Origin of the sequence: Steroidobacter sp. (assembly GCF_036402275.1) — a bacterium.
Lineage (GTDB): Bacteria > Pseudomonadota > Gammaproteobacteria > Steroidobacterales > Steroidobacteraceae > Steroidobacter.
Map to the genome: position 1 here is coordinate 260702 of NZ_DASWTF010000048.1, position 25844 is coordinate 286545.

Consider the following 25844-nt stretch of genomic DNA (forward strand, 5'->3'; position numbering starts at 1 on the left):
GTCTCTCATCATCAGATACACGAGGATCGAGCCATGAGCACCATTGGCATTCTGGGCGCGGGCAACATCGGCCAAGCCGTAGCACGCGCACTCGCAAAGAAAGGCATCCGGGCGACAATCGCCAATAGCCGCGGACCTGAGTCATTGAAGGAATTGGTGAAGGATATCGGCCCTTCGATCATGGCCGGCACGAGAGAGGAAGCTGCGGCTAAAGACGTCGTGTTTGTCGCGATTAACTGGTCAAAGTTGCCAAGCGCACTTGCAGGCTTGCCAAACTTCAATGGCCGGATCGTCATCGACGCAAACAATCCAATCGAGGCGCCGCTGTTTAAACCGGCGGAGTTGCACGGACGCGCATCGAGCGAAGTGTTTGCCGACCTCGTCCCTGGCGCACGGATCGTGAAGGCGTTCAATCACCTTCAACCGCACCTACTCGCCGGAGATCCAAGTGCAGAGGGAGGCCGGCGCGTGCTGTTCTATTCCGGCGACGATCCGCAAGCCAAGGCGGAAGTCGGCGGTCTGATCGAACGCCTCGGCTTCTTCGGCATCGATCTCGGCACGTTGGCGGTAGGCGGGCGCCTGGTTCAATTTCCAGGTGGACCGCTGCCTGCGATTAACTTGGTTCGTTTCGAATAAACGGTGTCAGGCCATGAGCGTCCGCTCCGCTCATGGCCTAGATTAGACAACGTCAAAATATGCATTGCGTCGGCCATTGGGCAGCCCACGAAGATGTGCTACGTTTCTCCGGATGCCGTGTTTCGAGTCATCCGCAGGCGCACATCTAATCATCGCCTTGCAGGCGTTGCAGATCGGACGAGCTCAAGTCCAGCCTCTCCATTCGGGCTGAAGCATATTCGGACCGGCAGTCACCCTAACCTTTAGTGTAGGAGAGTTGCAGCCGATGAGTAACAAAAAACCATATCGACACGATCGGCAGACCACGCGACGTGCGAGGCTCGCACCGGAACGTTCAAGTGCGACATTGAGACAGCGCCCCTTAAAGCACTCGCAGGCGACGATCTATCGCTCATGCCGGAGGGCACGGATGCGAAACCACGTCGATTACTCGAAGACATGCGCAAGCTAAGTGAAGAGATAAAGAGCAAGCGCCCAGCTCAGAAAGAGACAGGCGACGCACCCGGATCAAATGCACGCGAGGCCGTGGCGGAAGCGTTGCTGAAGCGGGCGATGTCGCGCAAGAAGTAGTGATGCGTGTGACTTGCCGATCGAATCAAGGTCATCGGCATCTGGCGTTGTGGGGCAACGCTGCACTGCGATGCTTCCTATAGCACTAGCGCAGCTAGCCAAACCATCAGTGCGAGTGAGCCTGCGCCCATGAGCATGCCCGAGAACACTCCCGCCCTAGCGTCAGATGCTCCTGCTTCGAAGCGGTCGCCACGGCGGCGAGCAAACCTCGGCTTCAACCAAGCCTTGTTGCGGCAGCTGTCGCCTTCAGTAAAGTTACTGAGAGGCTCCAACTCTGGCCGAATTGGCTCGCTTTCGTGAAGAGCTGGGTGGTTAGGATGGTGCAACGTCATATCGCGCTCGCGCTTAGTCGGGGACAACTCTCGCCATAGGTCATTGTCGCCAAGTGACGAAGTATAGAAAGGCGACCTGCGACGATTGTTCGATCAGCTGCCGCCCTACTCGTCAACCCTATGCGCCTGCGGCACCTTAACCTCAATCTCCCAGCTTGAAAAAGCTTTCCTCCCGCGTGTAGCTCACGCCTGTGACGAGCAGAAACGATCAACGCGATTCGCTCGACGGCAGCCTCCGCTACTCGATTTGCCAAGCTCCGCTTGAGTTCCGACAGGCCACTCCGGATGAGGACTTCTGAGTTACGCCGCCACCAGCAACCGCTACTTTGTATTCCCGGCACTCGCGACCGTCCCTACGACGCACGCGCCGGTCAGGAGTAATGCCGTACTCAATTCGAGAATCAGGATTCCGCCAGAAGACCGTCTCGCCTGGTGCAGCGAACTCGAACGCCTGATACGCGCATCCATCGTCTGCACGATCCATGCGGCCGCCGATGTTTCCGCCGATCACCGCTCCAATGATCGCTCCGGCGACTGTCGCAACCTTTCGCCCGTCACCACTGCCCACGTTGGAGCCCGCCACTCCGCCCATAACCCCGCCGATCACGGCGCCGATCACATCCCGATTGCAAGCGATTCGTCCGGACGAGCGCGGAGCGACTTCATACTCGTCCTCATGGTCGTGTTCGTGATACACCTCAACGTCCGGGTACACAGCCCGACGTGGTGAAACTCCACGACAGTCACCCTTCTGCTCGATCTTCTCTTCGCCCGTGCGGTAGTTCAGCTTGTACTCGTACTTGCAGCGGCGATCCTTGTACTCGTACTTATAGTCTTTACCGTTGTCATGGACTTCCACCTTCGGCCCATGACCAGATTCACCCTTGTCCGGATCTGCAAGCGCAAGCGCTGTGCCAAACGTAGCTGCTGCAGCTGTAGCAATCAGGAGAAGGCGTGCGCATTTTGATCTAGAAAGTTGGATCATTGAGTGAGGTCTCTGTCCATAGTCAGCAAGCCGATCTGGAAAATTGTAGCTGAACCGCTCAGCGATGACTGCTGCATGCCCTTCTCGCCGGGGCTCGGCCTCCGCTCATGATGCTTGCACACTCGGGGTGGAACCTTTCTTGGTAACCACTCGTGTTCATATCGGATGGCCTGCTGGGAAGATGGCTCCAGGGATACTAATTTTTCGAGCCGGAGTAGGCGATCGACCGTTCGCACTTCATGACCTCATGTGCTACACCATGAGCAATGAACTCGATCCTGTTAGTCGAAAACGATCCATCAATGGCGCTGTCGCTGACTGAGGCGCTGACACGCTCCGGCTTTTTTGTCCATTGCGAACACGAGGGCAGACGGGCCATCGCCGCAGCAAGAAAGATAAAGTTCAAGGCCGCGGTTATCTCCATTGGCCTGCCCGATCTCCGCGGGGACGAGGTTTCGGACGAGTTGCGCTCTCTCGATAGAGGACTGCCGATTTTCATTTGTACGGCGACCGAATCACGCGCGATTGCACAGTGGGCAAAGCTGGTCCACGTCAGAGTGCTCCACAAGCCGGTCGATGAATCGGAGTTGGCGCTCGCACTCCACAGCACACTTCCAGCGCCTCAAGTCGCCTCACACACTTAAATGGAGCTTGCCGGGGGCATCTCAGTTTCAACGCAATCGGAGTTTATATTCGTCGCATCGTCGCGACCCGAGTTCGCGCGCTCGTCACTGTTGAGCGACAAACGGCGAGACTAAGTCAATTGGAACTTCAATTGGCTTCATCGGATTCTGTTGGTGGCCTCGGTTTTTTTGCGAGCCGCACATGTCACTCAGAGCCGATGTTCTCGTCGTCAACGATCATCTCCTGGACGCACAAGCGACGCTCGTTGCGTTCGAGCAGGTCGCGCCACGCGCCCGGGTATTACATCTGTTGGATGGGAACGAGGCCCTGGAATATCTCTTCTCCACTGGTCTATTCGCAGGCCGCGCACCAATCTTGCCGCGGCTAGTAGTGCTGAGCCTGGAGATGAAGGCCGTCAGTGGGCTGTGCGTACTCGATCTGATCCGGGCACACCCGCAAACGAGAGACGTTCCTGTTGTGCTTGTGAGCCTTGAAGGCAACCCGCGCGCTTATCGCCGACATGACGGCTTCGATGCCAATGCCTATCTAACGATGCCTTGTGACTTTCACCGCTATTGCGCGGTCATTGCAGGCTGCGTTTCGCGGTGGCTTCCATGGGCACTTCGCCCGGTCGGAGGAATAACGGGTCGCCGCGCGGCAGAACTGAAGTACAGCTTGAAAGAGCGGACGCAGTTAGCCAGTGCAACTGACGATGTCGGCTTCTTGATTGAGGGGCAGACCGGATAGCGCCCTCGCAGCGTCGGGTTTCGAGCTCAATCCAGATAACCTAAATGAGCCCGCAGTAGCCAGATCAGCTGCGCTTCGGCGACAGGTTTCTCGATGACCAGGTCATTTGCATTTCATCGGAGGGTCATGCGGAGACGCTCGCAAACAGCCGCTCGCGACATTAGCTGCGCTCGACATGGGTGCTCAGTGGTCGCATCCGTTCTGCGCAGATATGTCAAGCGCTCCCTCGTGGCTGCCGTAAGTTTAGCGAGCAGATTTCTGGTGAGGTGGGACATTCGGTCACGAGGACGCGAGCCGGCCGGCGATAGCGTGCGACGCCTTGCAACTCTGCTTTCCCTCGCGCATCCCGATCTACGAGCTCGTCGCGGAACCGGGCAACGAAGATTGGGCATCCTTCGCAAGCGGACTCATGCGACGCCGCCCGGATACCGCATCCTATGCACACTCGACGAGCAGCCGTGGCCACTGTATCGCCAGACCCACCACCGCGTTAGAATCCACTCAGCCTTACTCGTTAGTAGGGTTATCGACTGCGCGCATCGCGAAATTGCATCGATGCTTTCCCTTTGCCCGGAATGAGCTGTCGCGGGTAAGGGCAGTCAGAACAGGGCCGCCTGCGATAACCCTTCGTGACAAAGAAGTGCAGGGGCGGAGGACACTCCGCCCCCCTTTTTGCATTCAGGCGTGCGCCGATCCCTTTCATTCAGATGGCCCAGCTGAAGAGGATTCAGCCGAAGTAACCCACGTGAGCTCGCAGTAGCCAGATCAACCACCCCTCATCCACAGGCTTCTCGAGCACAAGCATCCGGTCCTCGGCGGCTCACTTCGTCACCGCCTCCTCGTCGAATCCAGTGCAGACGAATATCGGCAACTCTCGATCGCGACATGACGACATGATCTACGTCCGTGTCCATGCTCGCATGGAAGCCAGGGATAGATGATCCTTGGCCGGCAGCCCCGGCGCGACGTCGTGCACCGGATTGCCGTTCGAATCTACTGTAAGCGTGGTTTCGACCACCTGCGGGACTGCGACCTCAACTACTGCCGTATTGGTGACGTCGGCCGTCTCGTCCCCAGTCGCCAGCGGCAGATCAATGGTGTTCTGATCTTGAAGGTCAGCCGTCGTTTCCTCCGCCGCTGCAAGGTGCGCTTGCAACTCTTGCTCATCAGCGGAAGCAGACTCAGTTGGTCGTTGCACAATCAAGGCTCGCTCCTGAATCTGACACTCATGACAACACAGTGAGGTTCCCATCCGATGCCTCACCGCACAGGCGCGAACCTTTCAGCCTTTCAGCAGCGCAACCGGTTTCTCACCGCTGGGCATGGGCCAATGCCCACCGGCCGCTCACCGGGCAGAAGTTCTATGGCTGCTGCTCGAACTCCTCTTCCTGCTGCCGTTCATTGTCTGCTTGCTGATGCCATCCGTCATCATCGTCGTCGTGACCGAAATAGCCTTCTTTCGGATCACGTCTGGCACCCTGCTCCTCAGGCTCCATGAGAGTGATAGCTGGTTCAGGGCTTCGATGATGCCGCTCATCGCCGGCGGCGCCTGGCCGATATCTCTATCCCAAGGCTATAAGGCAAACCATCGAGCGCAGAGTCTCGTGCGGTAACGACATCAGAACTCTGCTCATACTCCCGCGCACCAGATTCGGGGTCGCATATCATACGATGTGGCGAAACAATCCAGAGAACGTGAGTTCGGCCGCGCAATGCACCGCATCCAATTGTTTTTCCGCTGCCGCCAACTTCTGAGATGGTTCCCACAGTAGATTTTCATCTGTGCATACGCTGAAGTCTAAAAAAAACCTCTCACGTGTGATCTATATGTTCTCGCTCTTACCCCCGTGGGTATAATCGTATGGCAAACAACCACCAGGTTTACACTAATTATCGGCGCGGATTGATCCAACGTCACATCGCCGCAAATGGCAGATTGTTGCAGGCGGTATGGATGACTGAGGAGAACCCATTGGGCGTGAGCCGTCATGCATGGCTCGCTGTGCGACGCCAATCGAATGAAATCCTGGACGCGACCGGCTCGCGCTATACGTACCGAGCCTTCCCAGTCATTTTTTTTCATACCGAGCATGATCAGCCCAGGAGACTGCAGCTCGCCGGCGGTGGTGACAACCCACTGCTGATGGGAGGACTAGCGTTAGCTACATTCGCCATCGAATCACTTCTCGGTATCAGCAAGCATTCCCTTTCGCACGCTGGAAAGCTGCTTGCATTTTTCGATAGTTCCATAGTTCGCGAGCGCGCCGGCGCCCAAACAGGCTTCTTCACCCGCAAGCGTCACTTAACGCACACATCGTCGCAATTCTCGATGGATGAGATCTGCGGGATGACGGTTGGGCTTCTGTTCGCCACGAAAGCCGGTCGCTCCTCAGCTGACCAAGCCGGAGCGGCACTTGAGACTCTCGCTGTTAAGATCACCAAAAGCCTCGGAGCCTATCTCAAGCGGACCGACTATGTCCTACGCCCCCCACTTGATCGCAGCCTCTCCACCGTTTCCTATGTACCTGGACGTGGCAAGCTCAGCCAAGCGAAGGGAAGATCTGCCTTTGTTTGGCAGTGGCCGTTCGGACGTGCTTTCCAGGAGATCGCGAACAACTCGTATCAATGTGGCGAGACCATACCCGACGCATGGGCTTGGGAGCCCATGCTTGAGCCGCTCGTGACCGTCTTCAATGCGTTTCGTTTGGACTTCAACTACACACCACGCGAACTTTTCGATGACGCACTTGGAGCCTATGGAGGTCTACTCAACTTATCGCAGGAAAGCCTATGGAGCGTCACTATGGCGGTCTATTGCCTTATCCTGGTCATAGACTCCACTGGCACAAATCAACTGCATAGATTCAAGTTTGCAAGACGAGGAAACAATGTTCTGAAAGCAATCATGTACGACACGGGTCCGCTTGATGGCGCAAAAAAGCCATTCCGGCATAACTGCCTGTTCGCCGTTGTGGCCAAGCGCTGCGCGCAACTTTCGGGTGATTCAGATTCCGGTTGGCATCGATTCCTCGACAGAAGCATAGGACGACTTCTGGACGGCAGCAGCACTTGGTTTGCTGATTTGCCGCTATGCACACCTCGGGACAGTGCGGTCCCGCAGTTTCGAAGCCGCGGCCCAAACGGCAATCTCTGGGGAGGTTGGTACGCATGGACAGCGAACGGAACGCATTACAACAGCAAAGGCTACACATTCGCCCGTTATTGGGATCTTCGCAAGGCGACTAGTGAAATAGGTCCTTATTCATCACCGGTCGGCAGCACATTCAACGCCACTGATATTTCTTCCGAATACGCCGCAGACCCTAGTCGGGGATTACGCATCGAGTCATCCGGACTCGACTTCCTGTTCGCTCGAGCGCTTGCGGCGTACTGGCACATCGCACCACCCCCGACTCTTACAGACGGCGATCCAGCGCATCGTTCTCTGCCACTGGATGGCATCGCACACGACGGTTTTCTGGCGAATGCCTCTACAGGTGAACTGCACGATCTATCCGTACTGGCGCCGTCCTGCCAGACTCCCGAAATAAAGCCCGAGAACGCACGTTGGTTCTCCAACTATCAGACCGCCCACGCCGCCCACTTCAACGATTGCAACAAGTGCTTGGCGCGATCTAGGCAATGGCTCCACAACCTACGAAGCTCGGAGGCTTCAAGGGCGGTCTATGTTGGTAACAAACGTACAAACGAGGTACATCTGGTCACCACGGTGGATGCGCGGTGCAACCTGCAAGCAATGAAGGCGCACAACAAGCTGTTATATGTGTCCCTCGCGTCTGCATACAAAGATGGGCTGAACCCCTGTGAGTTCTGCCTGCGTGGACCGGGTCACTAGATCGGCCGCTTGCTTGCGAACTTCCTGCCCATGGGCACGCTGCGCTGTGATGAACACATTCTGTACCGTAGCGGCCCCGCCTCGCGATTACTATTTCCACGCGCCTTCTGTCTCGTGCTCGTGCCTGCCGATCATGACCACAAGGGTTTCATTCGTATGCAGCCATGTTACGCGCTCCCGGGTCGTCACTTTCCTTTCGGTTTCGACCCCGGACTGCCGCGCCGCTCCCACGGCAAGGGGGAGCGAAGAACTCCATACCATCGATCCCAGTAAGCCAAACGAGCGCACAACCAGCGGGGAGGTGCCCCCGTCGGGGATGGCTCATTCGCTCGTCATGGTGAGCGTCGAACCTGAGCACATAAGTTCTTTGTGAATCGGCAACAGCATGCGACAACCTGCGAACCACTGTGCTCACGATCAATTGCGATCTGTCGCAAACGGGCGCACGGGAATGGCCTGACTCGATTTTGTTTGTAGCCGTGTTTGTAGCCGCGTTGCAGCTGATCTCCGCTGCCTAAAAAAAGGCGTGGGAATAGGGGTTTTTTGATCATTCTGCGAGCCAGAGTACTTGACTTCGAACCAAGTGGTCGGGGGTTCGAATCCCTCCGGCCGCGCCATCTCGTTTTTCCCACCACGAAATCCCTCCAAGACCTTGAACGGCAAGCTCACGTCGGGCACATGTTTCGGAAGCTGCGCAAGCCCGTATTGCTGCTGCAGTTTCTCGGGCCGTCACTGCGGAGTGCAGTGACGGCCGCCGGATGTCGGAAAAGAATTTGCAGCAGGGTTCATGAGCTGCTGCGCGAATCGCTGGCGCAGGCGAAGAGGACCTTGGCGCGTAAGCGCCAAGGCCCTCTTCTCACCGGCGACGAACGCGACGCGTTACGGGAACCACCCGCCCGTCAGCAGCATGGTCCACTACGCATGTGAAGAAAGCATCGATCGCTCGCATACGATCAAGATTGGGTAGCCGGCGGGCACTGGGCGTCCGGTCGAAGACCATCGCGCGGGGAGCCTCATCCGAAAAGGCCGGCCACGCGGGCAGACCTGGCCCATTGGGGTCACCGCTCTTGGCAAAATTGATCCAGTAGCGACGCATGAGATCGGAGACGCGCGCGTCGTCCATGCGAGCGACCGCACTGGGCCGGCCGAAGACGTACTGCACCTCCGCGCCGTGATAAGCGCCCACCGTCGAATCCGGTGGGCTGACATCAAAGTAATACACGAAGACTTTGCTGCGGCCCTTGCGCGCATGCAATCGCGCCCAGGTCCAGCTATTCCAGCCATAGTCCGAATCCCGTGACAAGTCCTCGAACGACTTCACGGCGGCAGCATCGGTATCGTGTGCGTAGCGCGCCAGTACCGCCGCGATTTTTGGTGCGCAGGCTTGGGGGGCATCCTTGCCGATTTCCAAAAATGATTTGGCGGTCGTATTGGGCGGAGCAGTGCCTGCGCCCTCCCCGGAGTTGGAACCGACCAAGGTGGGAACGTCGTTAAATCGCCCGGCGCGGTAAAGTTCGGCATTGGGCGCTTTCAATATATCCCCGTCCAGCACCGGCCAGAATTTGAATCCTGACCCGTCCGTCGCCGCGTGGAAGATTCTATCAGTGGCAAGGACGCGCGCAGCCCGGATGTCCGCGACACCCAGGCTCTTGAGAAAGTCTCTACCCGTATTCTCTGCGAATTCGACCGAAAGCAACGGTCCGCCACGCTGACCGGGACGTGTAGGCTGAGCGAAGACCCCTCCGCTCTCGGAAATCGCCCGCTCAAACAGACCGCGCGCCGCAGGCGCGCCGGCGAGCAAGCTGACCGCCATTCCGCCGGCAGACTCGCCGAAAATTGTAACGTTCTCCGCATCACCACCGAAGCGCTGGATATTGCGTTTAACCCATTGCAGCGCTGCGATTTGATCCTCCAGGCCATAATCGCCAGAGCTCTTGCCACTCTCTTGGCGCAACTCCGGATGAGCCAGAAAACCGAAGACACCCAGCCGATAAGCAATGCTGACCAGGACAACACCGTCTTGGGCGAAGCGCGTACCATCGAAATCCGTGGAGGAGGCGTCGCCACCATTGAAACCGCCGCCATGGATCCACACCATGACCGGACGCTTTTCGGCGGGCGAGATAGCTGCAGTCCAGATATTCAGATAAAGGCAGTCCTCGCTCGACCCTCCCGGAGCGCCAGAGCCCTGGGTGCAAGGCAGTGCGACAGCGCGAGTTTGCTTGACGCCGACCCAGGGAATGACCGGCTGTGGCGCTTTCCAGCGCAGTTCGCCAACCGGCGGCGCCGCGAACGGTAAGCCCTTGAAGACGGCCACGCCGTGGTCGACTGTGCCCTGCACGGTGCCGCCCGTGACCTCTGCTTGCTCAATCGCGGCTCGGGCCGACCCAACAAGGGCGACGCAGAGAGCCGTAAAGCAGATCATCGTCGTGGGTAAACCCACTCGTCGCGAAAGGCAACGTTCCTTTGGGTGGCAATCGGCTTGAGTTCGCATGGATGCCCAAGTAGCTGGTCGCCAAATGTTCGTAAGGTGTCCATCGAGCGAATACTCGCTCACAGTGTCTGCGGCAAGTCGATGGATCGCAGATGTTTGTTCCATTCTTGGAGCTGTGCTGCAGTAAAGAGTTCGAACCTTCTCTCCTCTGGCGCGCCATTCCATGGATGTCTAGGGCAATCCTGAATGCTGATCGGGACGTTCGCCACGTCACACCGCTTCAACCCGCGCGTCGCACTTCATCCAACGCCTCTTGGAGAATTCGCTCCGCCACCCCTCGGCGCTTCAACGCTTCGGCCAATCGCTGTGCAGTGTGCTGATCGAACTGCGCTTCGTCCCGGCGCAAGCCTTCGCTGATGTAGCCTGAACGTCTCGAAGCTGACCAATGGCTCGTGATGGCCCTTGCGGAGCGAGACGCCCCAGGCCGGCGCTTCGACATAGCCCGCGTACACCGGCCGCGTAAGCAGTCGGTGACTTCCTGATTCCGCCCGATGCCGTCGCGAATCTTCGGAAACGCCGGCTGCGCTTCCAAAGTCCGTAGCAGCTCGATCTTTTGCGCCTCGGAGAGATTCGTGTCGTCGAGGAAGGCGAGATATTCGCGCAGGTCTTCCTGCGAAGCGCGGTTGGAGGTGGCCACCTGTGCAAGAGACGGTGGCTCCGGTCGGGGCAAGGTCGGCGAACGCATGCCCGGAGCTTCGATGTCCGCTTCGAACTGCTACAAGCGACAATCCGATCACGACGATCACCATGTTTCCAACTTCTGCCGCTAACTTCTCTCTCGACGGTGGCGGGAACATCGTAGGCGATGGAGCGGGCGATCCGAAACAGGTTAGGAATCGGAATCGCCCGCCTTGCTCATGCGGCGTCCTTGTCCTCCGCTATCTTGGTGCGACCACCGAAGCGCTCAACGACTTCAGTGAGCGTCTTCATCGCGGTGTACAGCCGATTGGTAGCGCAGCGGCGGATGACGTGAGGAACGGCATCACCGAGAACAACGTCGCCATGTGAAGCAATATTGATCTCGGCATGTGCGGCAATATCGCAGACGACTATCACGTCATGGACCAAATCGAGTTCCCTGAAGACGCCTTCGAGCTGTCGCCGGATCTTCCGCAACCGAGTGCCCGAGGGTCGCGAAGCTACCTGGCCGCATCTATCTCTATGGCGCGCGTCCGAGTTGACTTCAATATAGCCACTTGGCAATATGACGAAATGGCTATTGAACTAGAAACTGGGCTGAAGGCTCTGGCAAACGATCGTCGCCTCCAGATAATGGAGTGGCTGAAGGATCCGACCACGCATTTCCGGCCTCAAGTAGATGGCGACCTCGTGCAGGACGGCGTGTGTGGCTTACTGATCACCGAGAAACTCGAAGTGTCACAGCCCACGGCGTCAGAGCATCTTCGAGTCCTCACGAGCGCCGGATTTCTCACCGGCAAGAAAATCAAGCAGTGGGTGTTCTATAAGCGCGACGAGAAGGAAATAGCGGCGTTCAAAGCGTTGTTGAAGAAACAAATCTAAGCGGCGCCTCAGGAGGCAATCGAAAATGGGAATGTCATTGCTCAATACGCCTGTGGCGAAGACGAACGAAGTTTTCGAGACCGTAAGAGCCATATCGCGCGAGACGCCACTGCTCACCTCCGCCGCACTCGACGATCTTGCCGGGCTCAAGTTGTTTGTTAAGGCCGAGTCTCTGCAGCATACGGGTTCGTTCAAGCTGCGAGGAGCCTTCTACCGCCTAAAGAACCTCGCCCCGGCAGAACGCCGGAATGGAGTTGTCGCATACTCCTCCGGCAACTTCGCCCAGGGGCTGGCCCGAGCAGGCAAGATTCTCGGCGTCCCTGTTACGATCGTCATGCCTCACGATGTACCTCTCACGAAGGTGGCCGGCACGCGGCAATACGGAGCGCAGGTCGTATTCACAAAGCCGGACGGACGGCCCCGCGAAGTCGTTGCCGCCGAGACAGCGGCGAACCTTGCGGAAAGCGGACAGCTGGCTCTCCTGCACCCATTCGATGATGAAGATCTCGTGCTTGGGCACTCCAGTCTTGGAACAGAGATCCTGCAGCAACTCAAAACCTTCGAGGATGCTCGCCCTTTGGACACTTTGCTGGTCCCGGCAGGAGGCGGTGGACTGGCGGCGGGGATAGCTGTAGCTCTGCGGGCGCATGGCTCGACGACGCGCCTCATTGCGGTGGAGCCCGTTGGATATGACGATCTCGCACGTTCTCTGGCTGCAGGCGAGCGACAACGAAACGCAAATGCCTCCTCGACCCTGTGCGACGGCCTTCAGGCCGTCTCACCGGGCGCAGTGCCCTTCTCAGTGTTGCAGCAGTCGCTCAGCGGCGCCATACACGTGAGCGACCAGGAAGTGACCTTCGCCATGCGAGCGGCGGTCGAGCACATCAAACTTGTATTGGAACCGAGCGGCGCCAGCGCCTTGGCCGCCGCATTGGCCGCCAAGACCCGTGGCCTGGAGCTGGGCAAGCGCGTAGGCGTGGTCTGTTCAGGAGGCAACATTTCCGCTGACTACTTTGCAAAGCTCGTAGCAGAGGCACCGCGGCACTAGCAGTGCTATGCATGGTTGATCATTTTTACGAACCGGATGAAGCCATGACTGAGACACGGAACGAAGCTATTCGCCCATTCCCTTATGCCACTTACCTGAACATTCTTTTTCAGCAGCTTCAAGAAATCGACGTCCCTGCCTTGGTGAGCCAAGTGAAAGATCAGTGGTACAACCAAACGCTATGCAAAGTAAATGAATCAGTGGTGCGATTGGGCGTGATGCAGGGCGAATACCATTGGCACAAGCACGATAACGACGACGAGTTCTTCTTCTGTCTTGAAGGTAACTTCATCGTAGATCTGAAAGAGCGCAGTGTAACGCTGGCGCCGATGCACGGAATCACGGTGCCCAAGGGCGTCCTTCACAGGACACGAGCGCCGGAACGTTGCGTCATCCTGATGATCGAGAACGCGGGGATCGTTCCTACTGGAGACTGAGCTTTCCGCCTATTCAGCATGCGTCGGCCCGAACGAGAGCGGCGCGGCGATCCGCAGTCGACCGCGGAGCTCGCCGTTGGGCAGCATGGTTTCACGCGCAGTGTCGAGATCGGCGAGAACCTTCGCCGCGTACTCGCGCAACGTAGCACCCGCCTCGGTTAGCGAGGCTCCGCGAGTGGTTCGCGCAAGCAATTGGACCCCGAACTCCGTCTCGAGCCGGACCAATTGACGACTGACGATAGCCTTCGCGATGCCAAGCCTGCGTGCGGCGGCTGTCACGCCACCTGCGTCGGCGACTTCAACAAATGTTTGTAGATCCTGAATGTTCATTCGGCGTCTCTCGATCTGTGACACAACGTCGCTGTTAACGCGACCAGCGTACCGTGATGAGTCGCATCCCTGGCGCATCGTATCTCGACGAATTGGCGGGTCTGCGCCATCGATGCCGAGCCCAGGCGACCTTTGGCAGGTTCCCTGGCGTTGCTGATCGGGCTGGCACTTGTTAGTCTCTCGCGTCTCATTTAACGAACGACATGGACGTGTGCAAAGCTCACGCGATGGCTGCCGCGTCGGATGGTGAGCGATGTTTGCAGATAAATTGAAGCGCGGGCTCGATGAACTCCGTGCGAGAGACCCGAACTGCCAGAAATTCGCGGCATCGACCCATCGCTATCAGCTCAATCCTGTCTTGAAGCCGGACGAAGTTGCGGCTTTCGAAGCCGACCACGGCATCCGCCTGCCGGAGGATTACAAGGAGTTCCTGCTGACCGTCGGCAATGGCGGCGTGGGACCTTACTACGGAATCTATCCGCTGCTGGAAGCCGCTCTCGACCAGCGTTGGGCGGAGCGTAAGCGAATCGATCTGTCGTCACCCTTTCCGCACAGCGCGGCGTGGGATGAGCCCTGGCTCGACACTATCAATTGGGACGCAGGGGAGCGGCCCGACGACGATGCGCTGTTTGCCTACTTGGACCCGGCGCACATACCAGGTGCGCTGTGCGTCAGTCAGGTCGGATGCGGCGACTTCGTGTTACTAGTCGTGAATGGAGCCGAGAGAGGCAACATCTGGTTTGACGGGCGCGGCAATTACAGCGGCATCTTTCCTGAACAGGCTGCCGGCGGGACGGCACGCATCAGTTTCTCCGAGTGGTACCTGGCATGGCTGGATGCACGTATCAAAGGTACAGATTTTTAGTTGATCGTCGCTGTCGGATCTGACGTGGCTCGCTCGTCCTAGGGTCAGACCAATGGAGAGCGACCATGCGGAAAATCATCGTCGGCCCAGGGACTCAAATTCGGCGGCTGGGTGATGCCCCGCGAGGGCTAGAAGGCGCAACTCAACTAGCAAATAAACGGAGACAGGCCATGACTCAGAACGTAATTTGTTTGTGGTACGACGGCACAGCCGAAGAAGCTGCCAGGTTCTACGCCAAGACATTCCCGAACAGCGCCGTGACGGCAGTTCACACCGCTCCTGGCGATTTCCCCGACGGCAAACAGGGGCAGGTGCTCACGGTCGAGTTCACGGTGGTGGGCGTGCCCTGCCTCGGGCTCAATGGCGGTCCGCTTTTCAAGCACACCGAAGCCTTTTCGTTTCAGATCGTCACCGAGGACCAGGCCGAGACGGATCGCTACTGGAACGCCATCGTCGGCAATGGAGGCGCGGAGAGCCAGTGTGGGTGGTGCAAGGACAAATGGGGCTTATCCTGGCAGATCACTCCACGCGCACTGATCGAAGCAACGACCGATCCCGATCGTGCAGCCGCGAAGCGCGCTTTCGACGCGATGATGAAAATGAAAAAGATCGACATCGCGACCATCGAAGCAGCAAGACGCGGATAGACTCGCTCTTAGAGCACATGCAGCGCAGCGTCACGTGTTTTGACGCTGTGCTCATTGATCCTTCAGTACCAGCCCGCCATGGCCGCGGCATGGGCGCCCTGCTAGCGTCGTTGACAAAACGCCAAGTGGGTAGGGGGTGCGGCATGAACTGTCGTCTCACACTGGCAGCGACCGTGCTGGTCGTGTGTCCACCCGCTCTCTCTGCACCACCCGGAGATACCAAGGCGATCACCGATTGTGGCGCGGTCATCAGCCAGCCGGGAAAGTATCGGCTCGCTAACGATCTGCTGGCTTGCCCGGAATTTGCGATCACCATTGCCGCTTCGGGTGTGTCGCTCGATCTTGCGGGCAACGAGATACGCTGCGCTCGGGAGGATAATCGCTTCGATATCGGCATCGAAGTACTCGATGTCGAACGGGTCGAGATCCGCAACGGCCGCGTCTCGAACTGCGACTCGGGCGTCGACCTCTTCGGCACGCGTCACTCGAAAGTCAGCAACATGGTCTTGCACGGCAATCTGCTCGACCCCTTCTTTGGCGGCTTCGGGATCTCGGGGTTCGAAGCTTCGAACAACACCATCGTCGGCAACGACGCCTCCGGTAACACCACGGGAATCGAGCTCTTCTTCGGCACCGGCAACCGGATCATGGACAACATCGCCAACGGCAACGTCCGTGCCGAGAATAGCCCTTTCTTTCCGTCGTTCGGCGTCGGGATCGGCATCGCGTTTTCGAACGATAACGAGGTGATCGATAACGAGACCAGCCGCAATTCAGACGCCGGCATCGCCCTTGCAAACGGCTCGACCGGCAATGTGGTGCGCGACAACCGGGCGAACGACAACGATAACTACGGTATCGGCGCGTTCTCTCGTGAGGACGTTGGCGCGCCGCTGGCGGTCGGCAACCTCATACAAAGCAACACTGCACTCGGAAACGGCAGAGCGGATTTGCTGGAAGCGAAGTTCGATCCATTCGCCAGCCCGCGCGAACTGGTTCAGGACACCTGCATGAACACGTGGAAAGACAACGTCTTCGTGTCGCAGATCGCGCCGCCGGATTGCATTCAGTAACGCCCGGCGACTCCGGGAATGCAACTGGTCCCTCGTGCCGCACGTCAGGCAGGAGGACGGCCTAAACCCCAGTTAAGTGATTAAGGCGAGCGGCGCCGAGGGACCATTGCGAAATAGACTGTTTCAGCGACAGCGATTATCCCGTCCGCAGATCCCCCAGGGCCGTTTAGCGGTCCCTGGGGGTGTGTTCCAGTTACATCAGGTCACATCCTTGACGGATGGCCATCTGAACCGGCGACGGCGGCAACGTCGGATCGAACTCACCCTTCGGTAGCAGCGGCGGCTGCGCCATGAAGCGCGGTTGCTTGCTGCGGTGGGGCTGTGCAGCGTGCACCAGAAAGGGATGGCACAGATAAACCGTGCCTGCCGCACCCGTTGCCAGCTCAACGTCGCAATGCTCGGTAGAGGAGTATCCATCGGCAGAGAGCTGCCTCAGCGTCGCGCCCGCTTCGCCATACGGCAGCAACTCACGCGCGATTGTGAGATGCGAACGTTTTCGTATTCTCGTGGGTGCGTCGTCAGGACCGACGTCCGAGAATAGGAAGAGCATGAGCAATGCTCGTCCGGTGCTCTTCACATTGGCTCGCCATTCCATGAAGTCGGAATTGGCTGCTCCGAAACTCACATCCACGTGCCAGCCGTCATCTCCAGGGAGCTGTTTTGACGGGAAGCGAATCGGAAATGTTCCGAGCCCTCTGGGCGCGAGCCAGCGTCCCTCGCCGACGAGCTGATCGTAGGCGCTGTGTAGAAGCGGTGTGTTGGCTGCTTCAACGAATGGCCGCGACGCTTTCGAGGCCACACGAATCACAGGATGAATCCAGGTTTCAGGTTGTCCTGGCGACAGACCGATCTCGGCCCACAGCTCGTCCCTGCATTGTTTTGCAAGCTCGGTGCTGAAAGCGTTTTCGATTTTTATGAAACCGTCGTCGATGAAGCTCTGGACCTGACGCGGGGTCAGGGCGGTTTGGTCAGGGCTCGGCATTACACATTCTCCGTTCGGCCTCGATGTGACGAGACCCTTGAAAACTGATCGGCGCGTGGGCGCCGGGAACGACTGGGGTCGTTCAGTTCAGAGGGAAGAATGTGGAGGTGAAGATCATGGCGGGGAAATATTAGCGAGGTCTGAGCCATATGCCCAGCAGGGCGGACTTGCGCCGAGATTTCTCCGCGGTGTACGCCACGGAGCCGATGCCGAGAATCGAACCGAAATTGAATGGGGCTGACCAAGACCGACGGCCAGTCTGGCCCTGAGACTTCGAGTCTCGACCAAGCTCACCGATTTTGCCGATGCCAGAGTCTCTGTCATGCCTGCAAGCAACTTACTGGCCGTAATTCGCAGTCCTTGCGCGTTGATACAAAACCTCGGTCATTGTAGACTGAACTCCGAGTATTTGTATCACCCCATGCGCAGCACCCGTCCTACAAGCCAGCCCGATAAGGCCCTCGCCCTACTGCGGCGGAATGGGCTCACGAGGCTCGCTGAGTTTCGCCGCGCCGGAATCACGGCAGCCACGGTTTCTCGCCTGGAAGCCGCTGGCGCGATCACGCGCCTAGCGCGGGGGCTTTATCAACTGGCCGATGCCGATGTCGATGCAAATCACACCTTGGCCGAAGCATCGAAGCTCGTCCCCAAGGGCATCATCTGCCTGACTTCCGCGCTGGCCTATCATGGACTCACGGATCAAATCCCCGCCCGCGTCTGGCTCGCTATCGGCCCCAAGGACTGGCGACCACGTCGCAAGTATCCACCGATGCGGTTTGCACACTTCTCGCCCGAGCAGCTAACAAAGGGCGTAGAGCGCCATCGGATCGACGGAGTTTCAGTGCCGATCTTCTCGGCGGCGAAAACGGTAGCCGACATGTTCCGGTATCGATCCACCGTCGGTGTACGTGTCGCCATCGAAGGACTTCGCGAAGCCATCCGGCAACGCAAAGCCACTGCAGGCGAGATCGCCCGACATGCAACGGAAGGCGGTGTATGGAAAGTCATGGAGCCTTACGTAAGCGCGCTGACAAATGACTAAGCCCTCGCGGGACATTGGCGCATCGGTTCGTACGAGATTGATGAATCTCGCTCGCGAACGCGGTCAGGTGTTTGACTTGCTCCTGACCCGCTATGCCCTCGAGCGCCTGCTCTATCGACTCAGTATCTCGCAGCACCGAAATCGGTTCGTTCTCAAAGGAGCAATGCTCGTCACGACTTGGTTCGATGATCCGCATCGCCCGACCCGAGACCTGGATCTCCTCGGATTCGGAGAAGCGTCCTCCGAGTCCATGCTCGTCGTGTGGAAAGACATATGCTCGATTCAAGTTGAAGACGGAGTCACGTTCGACGGTGCCGCTCTCCGTGCGAGTCCGATTCGCGAAGACCTGGAATACGGTGGCGTTCGCCTGCGAACGACAGCAACGCTCGCTCGCGCGAGGATCCATGTAACAGTGGATATTGGGTTCGGCGATTCGGTTGAACCCGGCCCGGAGGAAATCGACCTGCCCGTGCTGCTCGATCTGCCGGCGCCTCAACTGCGAGCCTACGCTCGCGAGACGGTCATCGCAGAAAAATTCCACGCGATGGTTGCGTTGGGACGAGCCAACAGCCGCATGAAAGACTTCTACGACCTATGGATGTTGAGCAGAACGCATGAGTTCGATCACGGGCGGCTCGTTCAAGCCATCGCCGCTACCTTCAAGCGGCGGGGAACGGAACTTCCACAAACCATCCCAGATGCCTTCACTCCGGCGTTCTTTCGGGACCCGAGTAAGTTGCTGCAGTGGGCAGCCTTTATTCGCGACCTCTCGACCGAGCCGCCACCGTTCGAAACGGTAGTATCGGAAATAGCTGCGTTTGTTCGTCCATTCGCGGGGAAAGCGTGGCGACCAGAGTAGACGTGATGCCACCAGGATCGAACCCGAGCGACGAATACGATGATCTCAGCCAAGCGAATCAGCGGACCAATCTCAGTTGCCGTGACCGCGGTCGTTGCAACCGTCGCCGCTTGTAAAGCACCTGATAAACCAGCTGAGCCGGCCGCAGAGACTCAGGCAACAGCGGAGTCGCCGTCGATCGTCACGGTCGAGCTGCAAAACTCGCTACACAGGCCGGTCATCTTGAGTGACGACAACCTGCGCTATGTTCCAGAACGTAGTCGGTCAGCTCGCCACAGCGTCAAAGCTCGCGGCGCTGACGGATGAATCGGGGAATGAGATTCGCATTTGGCAGAGCGCTGCGACGTTCGTTGGACGGGGAGTTGAGACGGTGGGCTATGTGATCACGGCATCCCAAGCATCACGATGCAAGATCGAGTATCCCGAAGATGGGCAGCCGCCATTCAAGGGTGAGTGCACGGTCATGCGAAAGGAATTGCGTGGCTTCACTGCCGCGACGCTTCTTGAACCGCTTCTGCCGTACGCCAACACCGAAATGGGCTGCGGAGTTGTCGATGGCGTCTGGTACGACATGGACATCGTCCACAATGGCAAGCGATTCGTCATCAGCGCGAGCAATCCGGATAGCTGCACTGACGACGGCTCGAATTCGGTGAGCGCGCTGATCGAAGCGGTGTACCGCCTCAAATGATCGCCCCCTCACTGCCCCCGAAACTGCTCCATCGCCCGCTGCAGTTCGAACACGGCGGGGCGCTCGGCCGCCTTGGTCGACGACACTTGCAAGTAACGTTTGAACAGCTCGTGCGCCTGCTCGACGTGTAATACGGCAAGATTGTAAGCAGCCGTCGCGTTGCGCGGATCGGTCACCAGCACTTGGTTGAAATGTTTCTCGGCGCGCGAGTACGCGCCTTGTTGATGTGCGATGACGCCCAGGCGAATGTTCGCCTCGATGGAGTCCGGATCGAGGGCCAACACGTCGCTATAGGCGCGCTCGGCCGCAGGGAAATCGCGCTTGCGGTACAGCGCGTCCGCGGCCTGCAGAGCCGTGACGAGATCTTTTAGCGGCGTTGTTGCCCGAGGCTGCGTGTTCGAACATGCCGCGAGACTCAGCACGATCAATAGCCAGGCTTTGTTCATGCCGCGACTCCGAGCCGAGTGGGAATCATCCTGAGCCGCTCGCCGACGCGCAAATTGCAGGCAGCAAGTCTGCCGTTGGCAAGTTCCAACGTATAGCGAGTTCCGCGAGGCGCGAATCGCAGCTGCCAGGGCGCCACGGCGTCGCTGATTTTCAGCACGTGCAAGTTGTGATCGAGGAAAGCGACGTCGATGGTGATCCGCATCCACAAGGTGTGGATGCTGCCGCCCGGCTCGAACAACATGCCTTCGTCGCTACCCAACTCGCGACGACCCAGCAGCCCGAGCGCTCGGTCGCGAAAGCTGGCAGCGAACTTCACCTGACGCGCAAGCTCGACTCCCGCAGCCGTAACAATCGTGACCAGCCCAGGTAGCGACGAATTGCTCATGACCGCTTCCGTGCGGCCGCGCTCAGCGCAGCACCAGTTCGACGCGACGGTTGCGTGCGCGGCCGCTGTCGTTTGCGTTTGTGCCAGCCGGCGAGACCGGACCGATGCCCACCGCCGTGAGACGCGGCTTGGCAACGGCATATTTGCTCGTCAGCGCTGTAACGACCGACTGCGCACGCCGCTTCGACAGATCGACGTTGTGCTCATATGAGCCGGCCGTATCCGAATGACCGACGACGAAGAAGTTTTGCTGAGGATTCTTCTTCATGTAATCCGAGATCGCTTGCAGCGCCTGCTCGGACTCAGGCTTCACCACGTCCTTGTCGGTGTCGAAGTAGATGCCGGACAGGATCACCTTGCCCTGCTCGCGAAGGTCCGTCGTGAGCTTGTCGAGGCTGACGACGATTTGATCCGTCTTCATCGCCTCGCCTTCCACGATATCCAGCCCGACGTACACTCGATTGCCGGTGCGGATGCGACCGACGAACACGCTGGCGGCGACGGGCGCGCCGTTCGAGGTGCCGGTGGCGCTCACATAGCCAAAGTCGGAAGTGCTGTTGTCGATCGAGTCGTACAGCATCTTGCGATACAGCGGCTCCCGATAATTGTCGCGATAGAGTGCGATCGGGATCCGGTTACCGCAGGTCTCGTTGAAGCAGTTGAGCAGTGTCTTCAAACCGGCGCGGGCCAGCGCCTGTTCGTAATTGCGGAACACCTCGCGCGCCGACTGCTCCCCGACGAGGTGGTAGATGGTCGTCGTGACCTTGCCTTCGAACGCTTGCAGTTTCGGCTCGGCGCGCTTGTTCTTGGCCGGGCTCTCCGCGAAGCCGGACGCCAGCTGGATCTTCTCGAACTGCAGTTGCCGGTACTCGACGATCTTGCTGCCGGGATAGCGCGAAATCATCGGATGATCTTCGCCTGGCTCGCCGGCCGCCTGGGCCACGCCCGCCAGAGCACAGAGGAAGCCGATAGCTACGCTCGCCAGCCAGCCAATGTTCCAATTTCGTGTCACCCGGTTCCGTGTCACTAGTCTTCTCCTCGTGGGCTCTCACGAGGAACATAGCAAGCCAGGGCGCTCAGTTGAAGATCCCTGAATCGTACAGCTTCAGTGCGATCGGGAACGTGATGATGATGAAGGTGATCGGAAACAGCAGCCCGATGAGCGGAAAGAGCATTTTCACCGGCGCCTGATTGGCGAGCTTTTCGGCGCGCAGAAAGCGCTCGGTACGCCGTTGCCGCGCCTGATCGCCCAAGACCTCGCCGAGCGAGCCGCCGGTTTCCTCGGCCTGCGACACCGATGCGACGAAGTTCGTCACCGAAGGCATGAGCACGCGGGCCGCGAGTCGGTCGAGAGCGACACGTCGCGTGATGCCCGTACGAGTCTCGCGCAAGTAACGCGAAAACTCCTGCTTGACGGGCCCCTCGTTCATCTGTCGCACGGCCTGCTCCACCGCTGCTGGAAACGTAAGGCCGGCCTTCATGCCGAGCACGAGCACATCCAGGAAGAACGGAAATCCCTTCTCGAATTTGGCATGCCGGGCCTTCATCGCATCGCGCAGCCAGATATCCGGATAGGTGAACCCGAGCGGAATCAGTCCCAGTAAGCCAGCGACGTACGCCGGGTTGTCCACATCGAGGGCGAAGATCATGAACGTGGCGAACACGAGCCCCACCAACAAAGCGCCACGCTTGATCACGATGAATTCCGCCGGCGTCATCAGGTAGCTCGCGCCGGCATTGTCCAGCTGCGACTGCAAGACATCGCGTCGCTGCGGATCCATGCCCTCCTCTACGCTCGCCGCGTAAGCGCGCATCAACGGCCGGAACATGCGAACGAACAGCGGCAGTTCGTCACGCCAGGCCGCGTCGCGCAGGGTGTCGACCGGAGCCCGCGAACGAAGCAGGAAAGGGATCGCCACGGCGCATCCGATCGCGACCGCCACCAGGAACGAGATGAGATAGACTTCCATGGGCGCCTCACACGTCGATGTTCACGATCTTGCGGATGACCCAGACGGCGATCGCCATCATCCCGGCGACCACCGCCAACGTGATCCAGCCATACCATTGCGTGAACAGGCGCGTCATCTCGTCCGGCTGCTGAAAGTAGAGCGCGACGCCCACCAGCACCGGCAACAAGCCGACCACCCAGCCCTGCGCGCGCCCCATGGCGGTGAGCGCCTCGATCTTGCCTTCGATTGCCGCTTTCTCCTGCAACGTCTTGGCGAGAGATTCGAGCGTATCGGCGAGGTTGCCGCCCACGCGCCGTGCGACGTTGATCGCGGTGTTCATGAGATCGAGCTCGGGCCGGTCGATGCGCTTGCGCAAATCGTCCAGCGATTCCGCGAGCGGGCGACCGACTCGATACTCCGCGAGCACGATCGTAAATTCCTGGCTGAGCGGCGGCGGCTGGCGCGTCGCCAGCAGCTCCAGCCCTTTGGTCAGATTCGATCCGGCGCGTAGCGCGGAGCTCAATGCAAGCAACGCATCCGGCAGCTGATAAATGAAGCTGCGCACGCGCTTCACACTCATCCGATGTGCAATGAAGCGCGGGGCGCCGATGCCAAGCCCGATACCCGCGACCAGACCCACCGGCCCGATCACGAACCAGCCCACTGCCCCGCCCACGATCGGCAGGAAGACGTTCGCGATGAACAGCGTCTGCACGTTCGTGACAATGAACTGCTGCGTCAGGGCCGCTTCGACCGTCGAGACGAACTTGCGTCGATAGCTGGCCAGCCCCTGGCTCATCAGCATGGCGATCAGGACACAGGAGATCGCCACCAGGGCGATGATGATCACCGGCACGTCGATGGTGGTTGTCTTCGGATCCATGATGACGCTCCTCAACCGTCCAGGCGCGGCGGCGTGCCGAAGATGCTGTTATCGAGCGGAATGCCGGCGTTTTTGAGCTCTTCGTAGAAGTGCGGCGCCTGACCGAACCCGACATGCTCGCCGAACACTTCGCCGTTCGCGCCAATGCCGCGCTGCTGAAACGCAAACAACGGCTGCGTGAGAATCACATCGCCTTCCATGCCATCGACCTCAACGATGGAGACGACGCGACGCCGCCCGTCGCTGAAGCGCGTCAGCTGCACGATGATGTTCACCGCTGAAGAGATCTGCTCGCGGATCGCGCGCACGGGCAGATCCATGCCGGCCATCAGCACCATCACTTCCAGACGCGACAGCAGATCGCGCGGCGAATTCGCGTGCCCCGTCGTCATCGATCCGTCGTGGCCCGTGTTCATCGCTTGCAACATATCGAGCGCTTCACCGCCACGGCACTCGCCGACGATGATGCGATCGGGACGCATACGTAAGCAGTTACGCACGAGATCGCGAATCGTGACTTCGCCGCGCCCTTCCACGTTCGCCGGCCGAGCTTCGAGCGACAGCACGTGCGGCTGCACGAGCCGCAACTCGGCGGCGTCTTCGACGGTGACGATGCGCTCGTCGTCGGGAATGTAAGCAGACAATGCGTTCAAGAACGTCGTCTTGCCCGAGCCCGTGCCGCCCGACACCAGGATGTTCTTGCGGTGATGGACGCAGACCCGGAGGAACGTTTCCATTTGCGGCGTCAGCGCGCCGATCTCGATCAAGCGATCCATCGAGAAGCGCCGCTTGGCGAACTTTCGGATCGTGAGAATCGGCCCGATCAGCGACAGCGGCGGAATGATGGCATTGACGCGCGAGCCGTCCGGCAAGCGGGCATCGACCATCGGCACACCTTCGTCGATGCGGCGGCCGAGCGGGCTCACGATGCGCTCGATCACGCGCATCAACGATTCGCTGTTGATGAAACGGGCCGGCGCACGCGTCAGCTTACCTGCGCGCTCGACGTAGATGCAGTTCGGTCCGTTCACCATGATCTCGGAGATCGATTCGTCGGCGAGGAACGGCTCGATGGGACCGAAGCCCATGATCTCCGCAGTCATATCCTTGATGAACTGCGCCCGATCCAGTGCGGGCGGCAGCTGGATCGCGCCCATGGAAATGATGCGTTCGATGGCGACGCGAGCCTCATCGCGCAAGTCGAGCGAGCCGAGCTCGTTCAGCGCCGTGCGACGAAACAGATCGAGCTCGCGCAGGACGAGCTCCTGCACCTTCTCCTGCAGCGGTTTCAGCTCGTCCGAGGGCAACGCAACGTTTTCGGATTGCGCCTCCGTTACCGGCTCGGGCTTGGGCGTTGCGTGCCCCTTTGGAGTGGGCGGTGTCTGAGGCACAAACGTTTGCGCCGGCGGCTCGATCAAGCTGCTGATGACGCGCAGCTCGCAGGCGCCGATCTGGAACACGTCGCCGACTCTGAATCGCTCCTTGCTGCTGGCCGGCACGCCATTCTTCAGCAGCGTTTTCGACTCGACCGTGCGCAGCGAAACGTCGTCGTCGCTGACGCGCAGCGAGGCGTGTTGTTTCGCGACCGAATCGTGCCGCAAGCGAATGTCGGCCATCAGCGCGCTGCCGATCGTGTATTCGCCGAACTCGACGCGGCGCCGTGCGGGCCCGCGCCCCGGAACATTGATCTCGAATTCGATCACGCTGAATCTCCTGAAACTAAACGCCCTGCCGAGGCAAGTCGCCTGCTCCCGGCAGGTTGTTTCGTGACATGACCGCGCTGTTCTGACGCGCCGGCGTCTGCATGCGCACCGTCGCGGTCGCAATCATCGGCAGCCGGTTTGCCGCCACCATCGCCCGCTCCACATTGTCCAGGTCGGGACGCGTCAGTCTCAGTCCCAACCGAAACACCCAGCGCACGACCGGCACCTTCAGCTCGTAGCCATAGCGAACCTGCACTCGCAGAAGATTTGCATCCTGGATCGTCAATCCGCTTCGCGAACCGGTGGTCGTCGGCCGCAGATACAAACGATCGTTCGGTATCTCGCGTACGCCATGCACATTGACGCCGAAGTCCTGGAAAGCTTCGGTGGTGGGATTCAAGATGCGGATGCTCGAGGTCGCGACGTCCGGCAGCACTTTGGTGGTGAGCGTACCGGTGAGTCCACCCAGCGAGGAATCCGGCGAGTACAGCGGCAGCAAGCCGCGCGCCAGGCCGGCGCGAATCGAATTGATATTCGCGTTGTTGACGGCGCCGCTGCGCGCCGCCTGCAAAGTGGCGTGATTCAACGTCGCTTTCGCTTCGTAGATCATCGCCGCTTGAAAGGCGCCCGCGATGACCATCACGAGCACCGGCATCACGATGAGCGTCTCGACAACCGCGCCGCCTCGCTGGACTGCTCGAAGCACCTTCATACATCACCTTTGTGCGTCGCTCG

Annotated in this window: 26 protein-coding genes and 1 pseudogene; 13 read left to right on the forward strand and 14 right to left on the reverse strand. The window is 59.3% G+C overall.

Going from position 1 to position 25844, the window contains the following annotated elements:
* Window positions 1-15 precede the first annotated feature (15 nt).
* Window positions 16-636 carry an NADPH-dependent F420 reductase gene (locus VGD45_RS28330; protein ID WP_331158866.1) on the forward strand — a complete coding sequence of 207 codons (621 nt, stop codon included), beginning with the start codon at window positions 16-18 and terminating at the stop codon, window positions 634-636.
* Between the two features lie 1140 nt (window positions 637-1776).
* Here the strand turns inward: VGD45_RS28330 and VGD45_RS28335 are convergent.
* Entirely contained in the window at window positions 1777-2523 is a 747-nt protein-coding gene (locus tag VGD45_RS28335) for a glycine zipper 2TM domain-containing protein (RefSeq protein WP_331158755.1), read from the reverse strand.
* A 266-nt stretch (window positions 2524-2789) separates the two neighbouring features.
* Here VGD45_RS28335 and VGD45_RS28340 point away from each other — a divergent pair, with 266 nt between their 5' ends.
* Window positions 2790-3167 carry a response regulator gene (locus VGD45_RS28340; RefSeq protein WP_331158756.1) on the forward strand — a complete coding sequence of 126 codons (378 nt, stop codon included), beginning with the start codon at window positions 2790-2792 and terminating at the stop codon, window positions 3165-3167.
* Window positions 3168-3348: 181 nt separating this feature from the next.
* Complete coding sequence (locus tag VGD45_RS28345; RefSeq protein WP_331158757.1) at window positions 3349-3894, forward strand: hypothetical protein; 546 nt, start codon at window positions 3349-3351, stop codon at window positions 3892-3894.
* A gap of 898 nt (window positions 3895-4792) precedes the next feature.
* Here the strand turns inward: VGD45_RS28345 and VGD45_RS28350 are convergent.
* Window positions 4793-5098 carry a hypothetical protein gene (locus VGD45_RS28350; protein ID WP_331158758.1) on the reverse strand — a complete coding sequence of 102 codons (306 nt, stop codon included), beginning with the start codon at window positions 5096-5098 and terminating at the stop codon, window positions 4793-4795.
* 657 nt (window positions 5099-5755) lie between these two features.
* Here VGD45_RS28350 and VGD45_RS28355 point away from each other — a divergent pair.
* Window positions 5756-7750, forward strand: coding sequence for a hypothetical protein (locus VGD45_RS28355; protein ID WP_331158759.1), 1995 nt, complete (start codon window positions 5756-5758; stop codon window positions 7748-7750).
* An 856-nt stretch (window positions 7751-8606) separates the two neighbouring features.
* On the opposite strand, the gene VGD45_RS28360 is transcribed toward VGD45_RS28355, so the two are convergent.
* The 3 genes from VGD45_RS28360 to VGD45_RS28370 all read right to left on the reverse strand — a co-directional run bounded on the left by VGD45_RS28360 (window position 8607) and on the right by VGD45_RS28370 (window position 11312).
* Window positions 8607-10175, reverse strand: coding sequence for a carboxylesterase/lipase family protein (locus VGD45_RS28360; protein WP_414717614.1), 1569 nt, complete (start codon window positions 10173-10175; stop codon window positions 8607-8609).
* 289 nt (window positions 10176-10464) lie between these two features.
* On the reverse strand, window positions 10465-10929 hold the full coding sequence (locus tag VGD45_RS28365; RefSeq protein WP_331158761.1) for a hypothetical protein: 465 nt from the start codon (window positions 10927-10929) through the stop codon (window positions 10465-10467).
* Between the two features lie 170 nt (window positions 10930-11099).
* Window positions 11100-11312, reverse strand: coding sequence for a hypothetical protein (locus tag VGD45_RS28370; RefSeq protein WP_331158762.1), 213 nt, complete (start codon window positions 11310-11312; stop codon window positions 11100-11102).
* Window positions 11313-11456: 144 nt separating this feature from the next.
* On the opposite strand from VGD45_RS28370, the gene VGD45_RS28375 reads away from it, so the two are divergent.
* The 3 genes from VGD45_RS28375 to VGD45_RS28385 are packed head-to-tail and all read left to right on the forward strand — an operon-like array spanning window position 11457 to window position 13250.
* Window positions 11457-11765: an ArsR/SmtB family transcription factor gene (locus VGD45_RS28375; RefSeq protein ID WP_349263388.1), complete on the forward strand. Its 309-nt coding sequence runs from the start codon at window positions 11457-11459 to the stop codon at window positions 11763-11765.
* Between the two features lie 31 nt (window positions 11766-11796).
* Window positions 11797-12813, forward strand: a complete 1017-nt coding sequence (locus VGD45_RS28380) for a threonine ammonia-lyase (protein WP_331158764.1) — start codon at window positions 11797-11799, stop codon at window positions 12811-12813.
* A gap of 11 nt (window positions 12814-12824) precedes the next feature.
* Window positions 12825-13250, forward strand: a complete 426-nt coding sequence (locus VGD45_RS28385; protein WP_331158765.1) for a cupin domain-containing protein — start codon at window positions 12825-12827, stop codon at window positions 13248-13250.
* An 18-nt stretch (window positions 13251-13268) separates the two neighbouring features.
* Here the strand turns inward: VGD45_RS28385 and VGD45_RS28390 are convergent.
* Window positions 13269-13580: pseudogene (locus tag VGD45_RS28390) on the reverse strand (LysR family transcriptional regulator); the annotation flags it as partial.
* Window positions 13581-13833: 253 nt separating this feature from the next.
* On the opposite strand from VGD45_RS28390, the gene VGD45_RS28395 reads away from it, so the two are divergent.
* From VGD45_RS28395 to VGD45_RS28405, 3 genes are all read left to right on the forward strand, one after another.
* Window positions 13834-14445: an SMI1/KNR4 family protein gene (locus tag VGD45_RS28395; RefSeq protein WP_331158767.1), complete on the forward strand. Its 612-nt coding sequence runs from the start codon at window positions 13834-13836 to the stop codon at window positions 14443-14445.
* A gap of 170 nt (window positions 14446-14615) precedes the next feature.
* On the forward strand, window positions 14616-15092 hold the full coding sequence (locus VGD45_RS28400; RefSeq protein WP_331158768.1) for a VOC family protein: 477 nt from the start codon (window positions 14616-14618) through the stop codon (window positions 15090-15092).
* A 17-nt stretch (window positions 15093-15109) separates the two neighbouring features.
* Window positions 15110-16165, forward strand: a complete 1056-nt coding sequence (locus VGD45_RS28405; protein WP_331158769.1) for a right-handed parallel beta-helix repeat-containing protein — start codon at window positions 15110-15112, stop codon at window positions 16163-16165.
* Window positions 16166-16358: 193 nt separating this feature from the next.
* Here VGD45_RS28405 and VGD45_RS28410 read toward each other — a convergent pair whose 3' ends face one another.
* Window positions 16359-17147 (reverse strand): phytanoyl-CoA dioxygenase family protein, encoded by a 789-nt coding sequence (locus VGD45_RS28410; protein ID WP_331158770.1) that lies wholly within the window; start codon window positions 17145-17147, stop codon window positions 16359-16361.
* A gap of 421 nt (window positions 17148-17568) precedes the next feature.
* Between VGD45_RS28410 and VGD45_RS28415 the strand changes: the two genes are divergently transcribed.
* The 3 genes from VGD45_RS28415 (at window position 17569) to VGD45_RS28425 (ending at window position 19739) form a co-directional block, all read left to right on the forward strand.
* On the forward strand, window positions 17569-18189 hold the full coding sequence (locus tag VGD45_RS28415) for a type IV toxin-antitoxin system AbiEi family antitoxin domain-containing protein (protein WP_331158771.1): 621 nt from the start codon (window positions 17569-17571) through the stop codon (window positions 18187-18189).
* A 40-nt stretch (window positions 18190-18229) separates the two neighbouring features.
* Complete coding sequence (locus tag VGD45_RS28420; protein WP_331158772.1) at window positions 18230-19048, forward strand: nucleotidyl transferase AbiEii/AbiGii toxin family protein; 819 nt, start codon at window positions 18230-18232, stop codon at window positions 19046-19048.
* A 244-nt stretch (window positions 19049-19292) separates the two neighbouring features.
* Window positions 19293-19739 (forward strand): hypothetical protein, encoded by a 447-nt coding sequence (locus tag VGD45_RS28425; RefSeq protein ID WP_331158773.1) that lies wholly within the window; start codon window positions 19293-19295, stop codon window positions 19737-19739.
* 8 nt (window positions 19740-19747) lie between these two features.
* On the opposite strand, the gene VGD45_RS28430 is transcribed toward VGD45_RS28425, so the two are convergent.
* The 7 genes from VGD45_RS28430 to VGD45_RS28460 are packed head-to-tail and all read right to left on the reverse strand — an operon-like array spanning window position 19748 to window position 25821.
* On the reverse strand, window positions 19748-20185 hold the full coding sequence (locus VGD45_RS28430) for a tetratricopeptide repeat protein (protein ID WP_331158774.1): 438 nt from the start codon (window positions 20183-20185) through the stop codon (window positions 19748-19750).
* Window positions 20182-20571, reverse strand: coding sequence for a DUF192 domain-containing protein (locus VGD45_RS28435; protein WP_331158775.1), 390 nt, complete (start codon window positions 20569-20571; stop codon window positions 20182-20184). The genes VGD45_RS28430 and VGD45_RS28435 overlap by 4 nt, the downstream gene beginning before the upstream one ends.
* Before the next feature lie 22 nt (window positions 20572-20593).
* Window positions 20594-21598 carry an OmpA family protein gene (locus tag VGD45_RS28440; RefSeq protein WP_331158776.1) on the reverse strand — a complete coding sequence of 335 codons (1005 nt, stop codon included), beginning with the start codon at window positions 21596-21598 and terminating at the stop codon, window positions 20594-20596.
* Between the two features lie 49 nt (window positions 21599-21647).
* Window positions 21648-22541: a type II secretion system F family protein gene (locus tag VGD45_RS28445; RefSeq protein WP_331158777.1), complete on the reverse strand. Its 894-nt coding sequence runs from the start codon at window positions 22539-22541 to the stop codon at window positions 21648-21650.
* Window positions 22542-22548: 7 nt separating this feature from the next.
* Window positions 22549-23406 carry a type II secretion system F family protein gene (locus VGD45_RS28450; protein WP_331158778.1) on the reverse strand — a complete coding sequence of 286 codons (858 nt, stop codon included), beginning with the start codon at window positions 23404-23406 and terminating at the stop codon, window positions 22549-22551.
* Window positions 23407-23417: 11 nt separating this feature from the next.
* Entirely contained in the window at window positions 23418-25109 is a 1692-nt protein-coding gene (locus VGD45_RS28455; RefSeq protein ID WP_331158779.1) for an ATPase, T2SS/T4P/T4SS family, read from the reverse strand.
* Between the two features lie 16 nt (window positions 25110-25125).
* Window positions 25126-25821 carry a TadE family protein gene (locus tag VGD45_RS28460; RefSeq protein ID WP_331158780.1) on the reverse strand — a complete coding sequence of 232 codons (696 nt, stop codon included), beginning with the start codon at window positions 25819-25821 and terminating at the stop codon, window positions 25126-25128.
* Window positions 25822-25844: the final 23 nt, after the last annotated feature.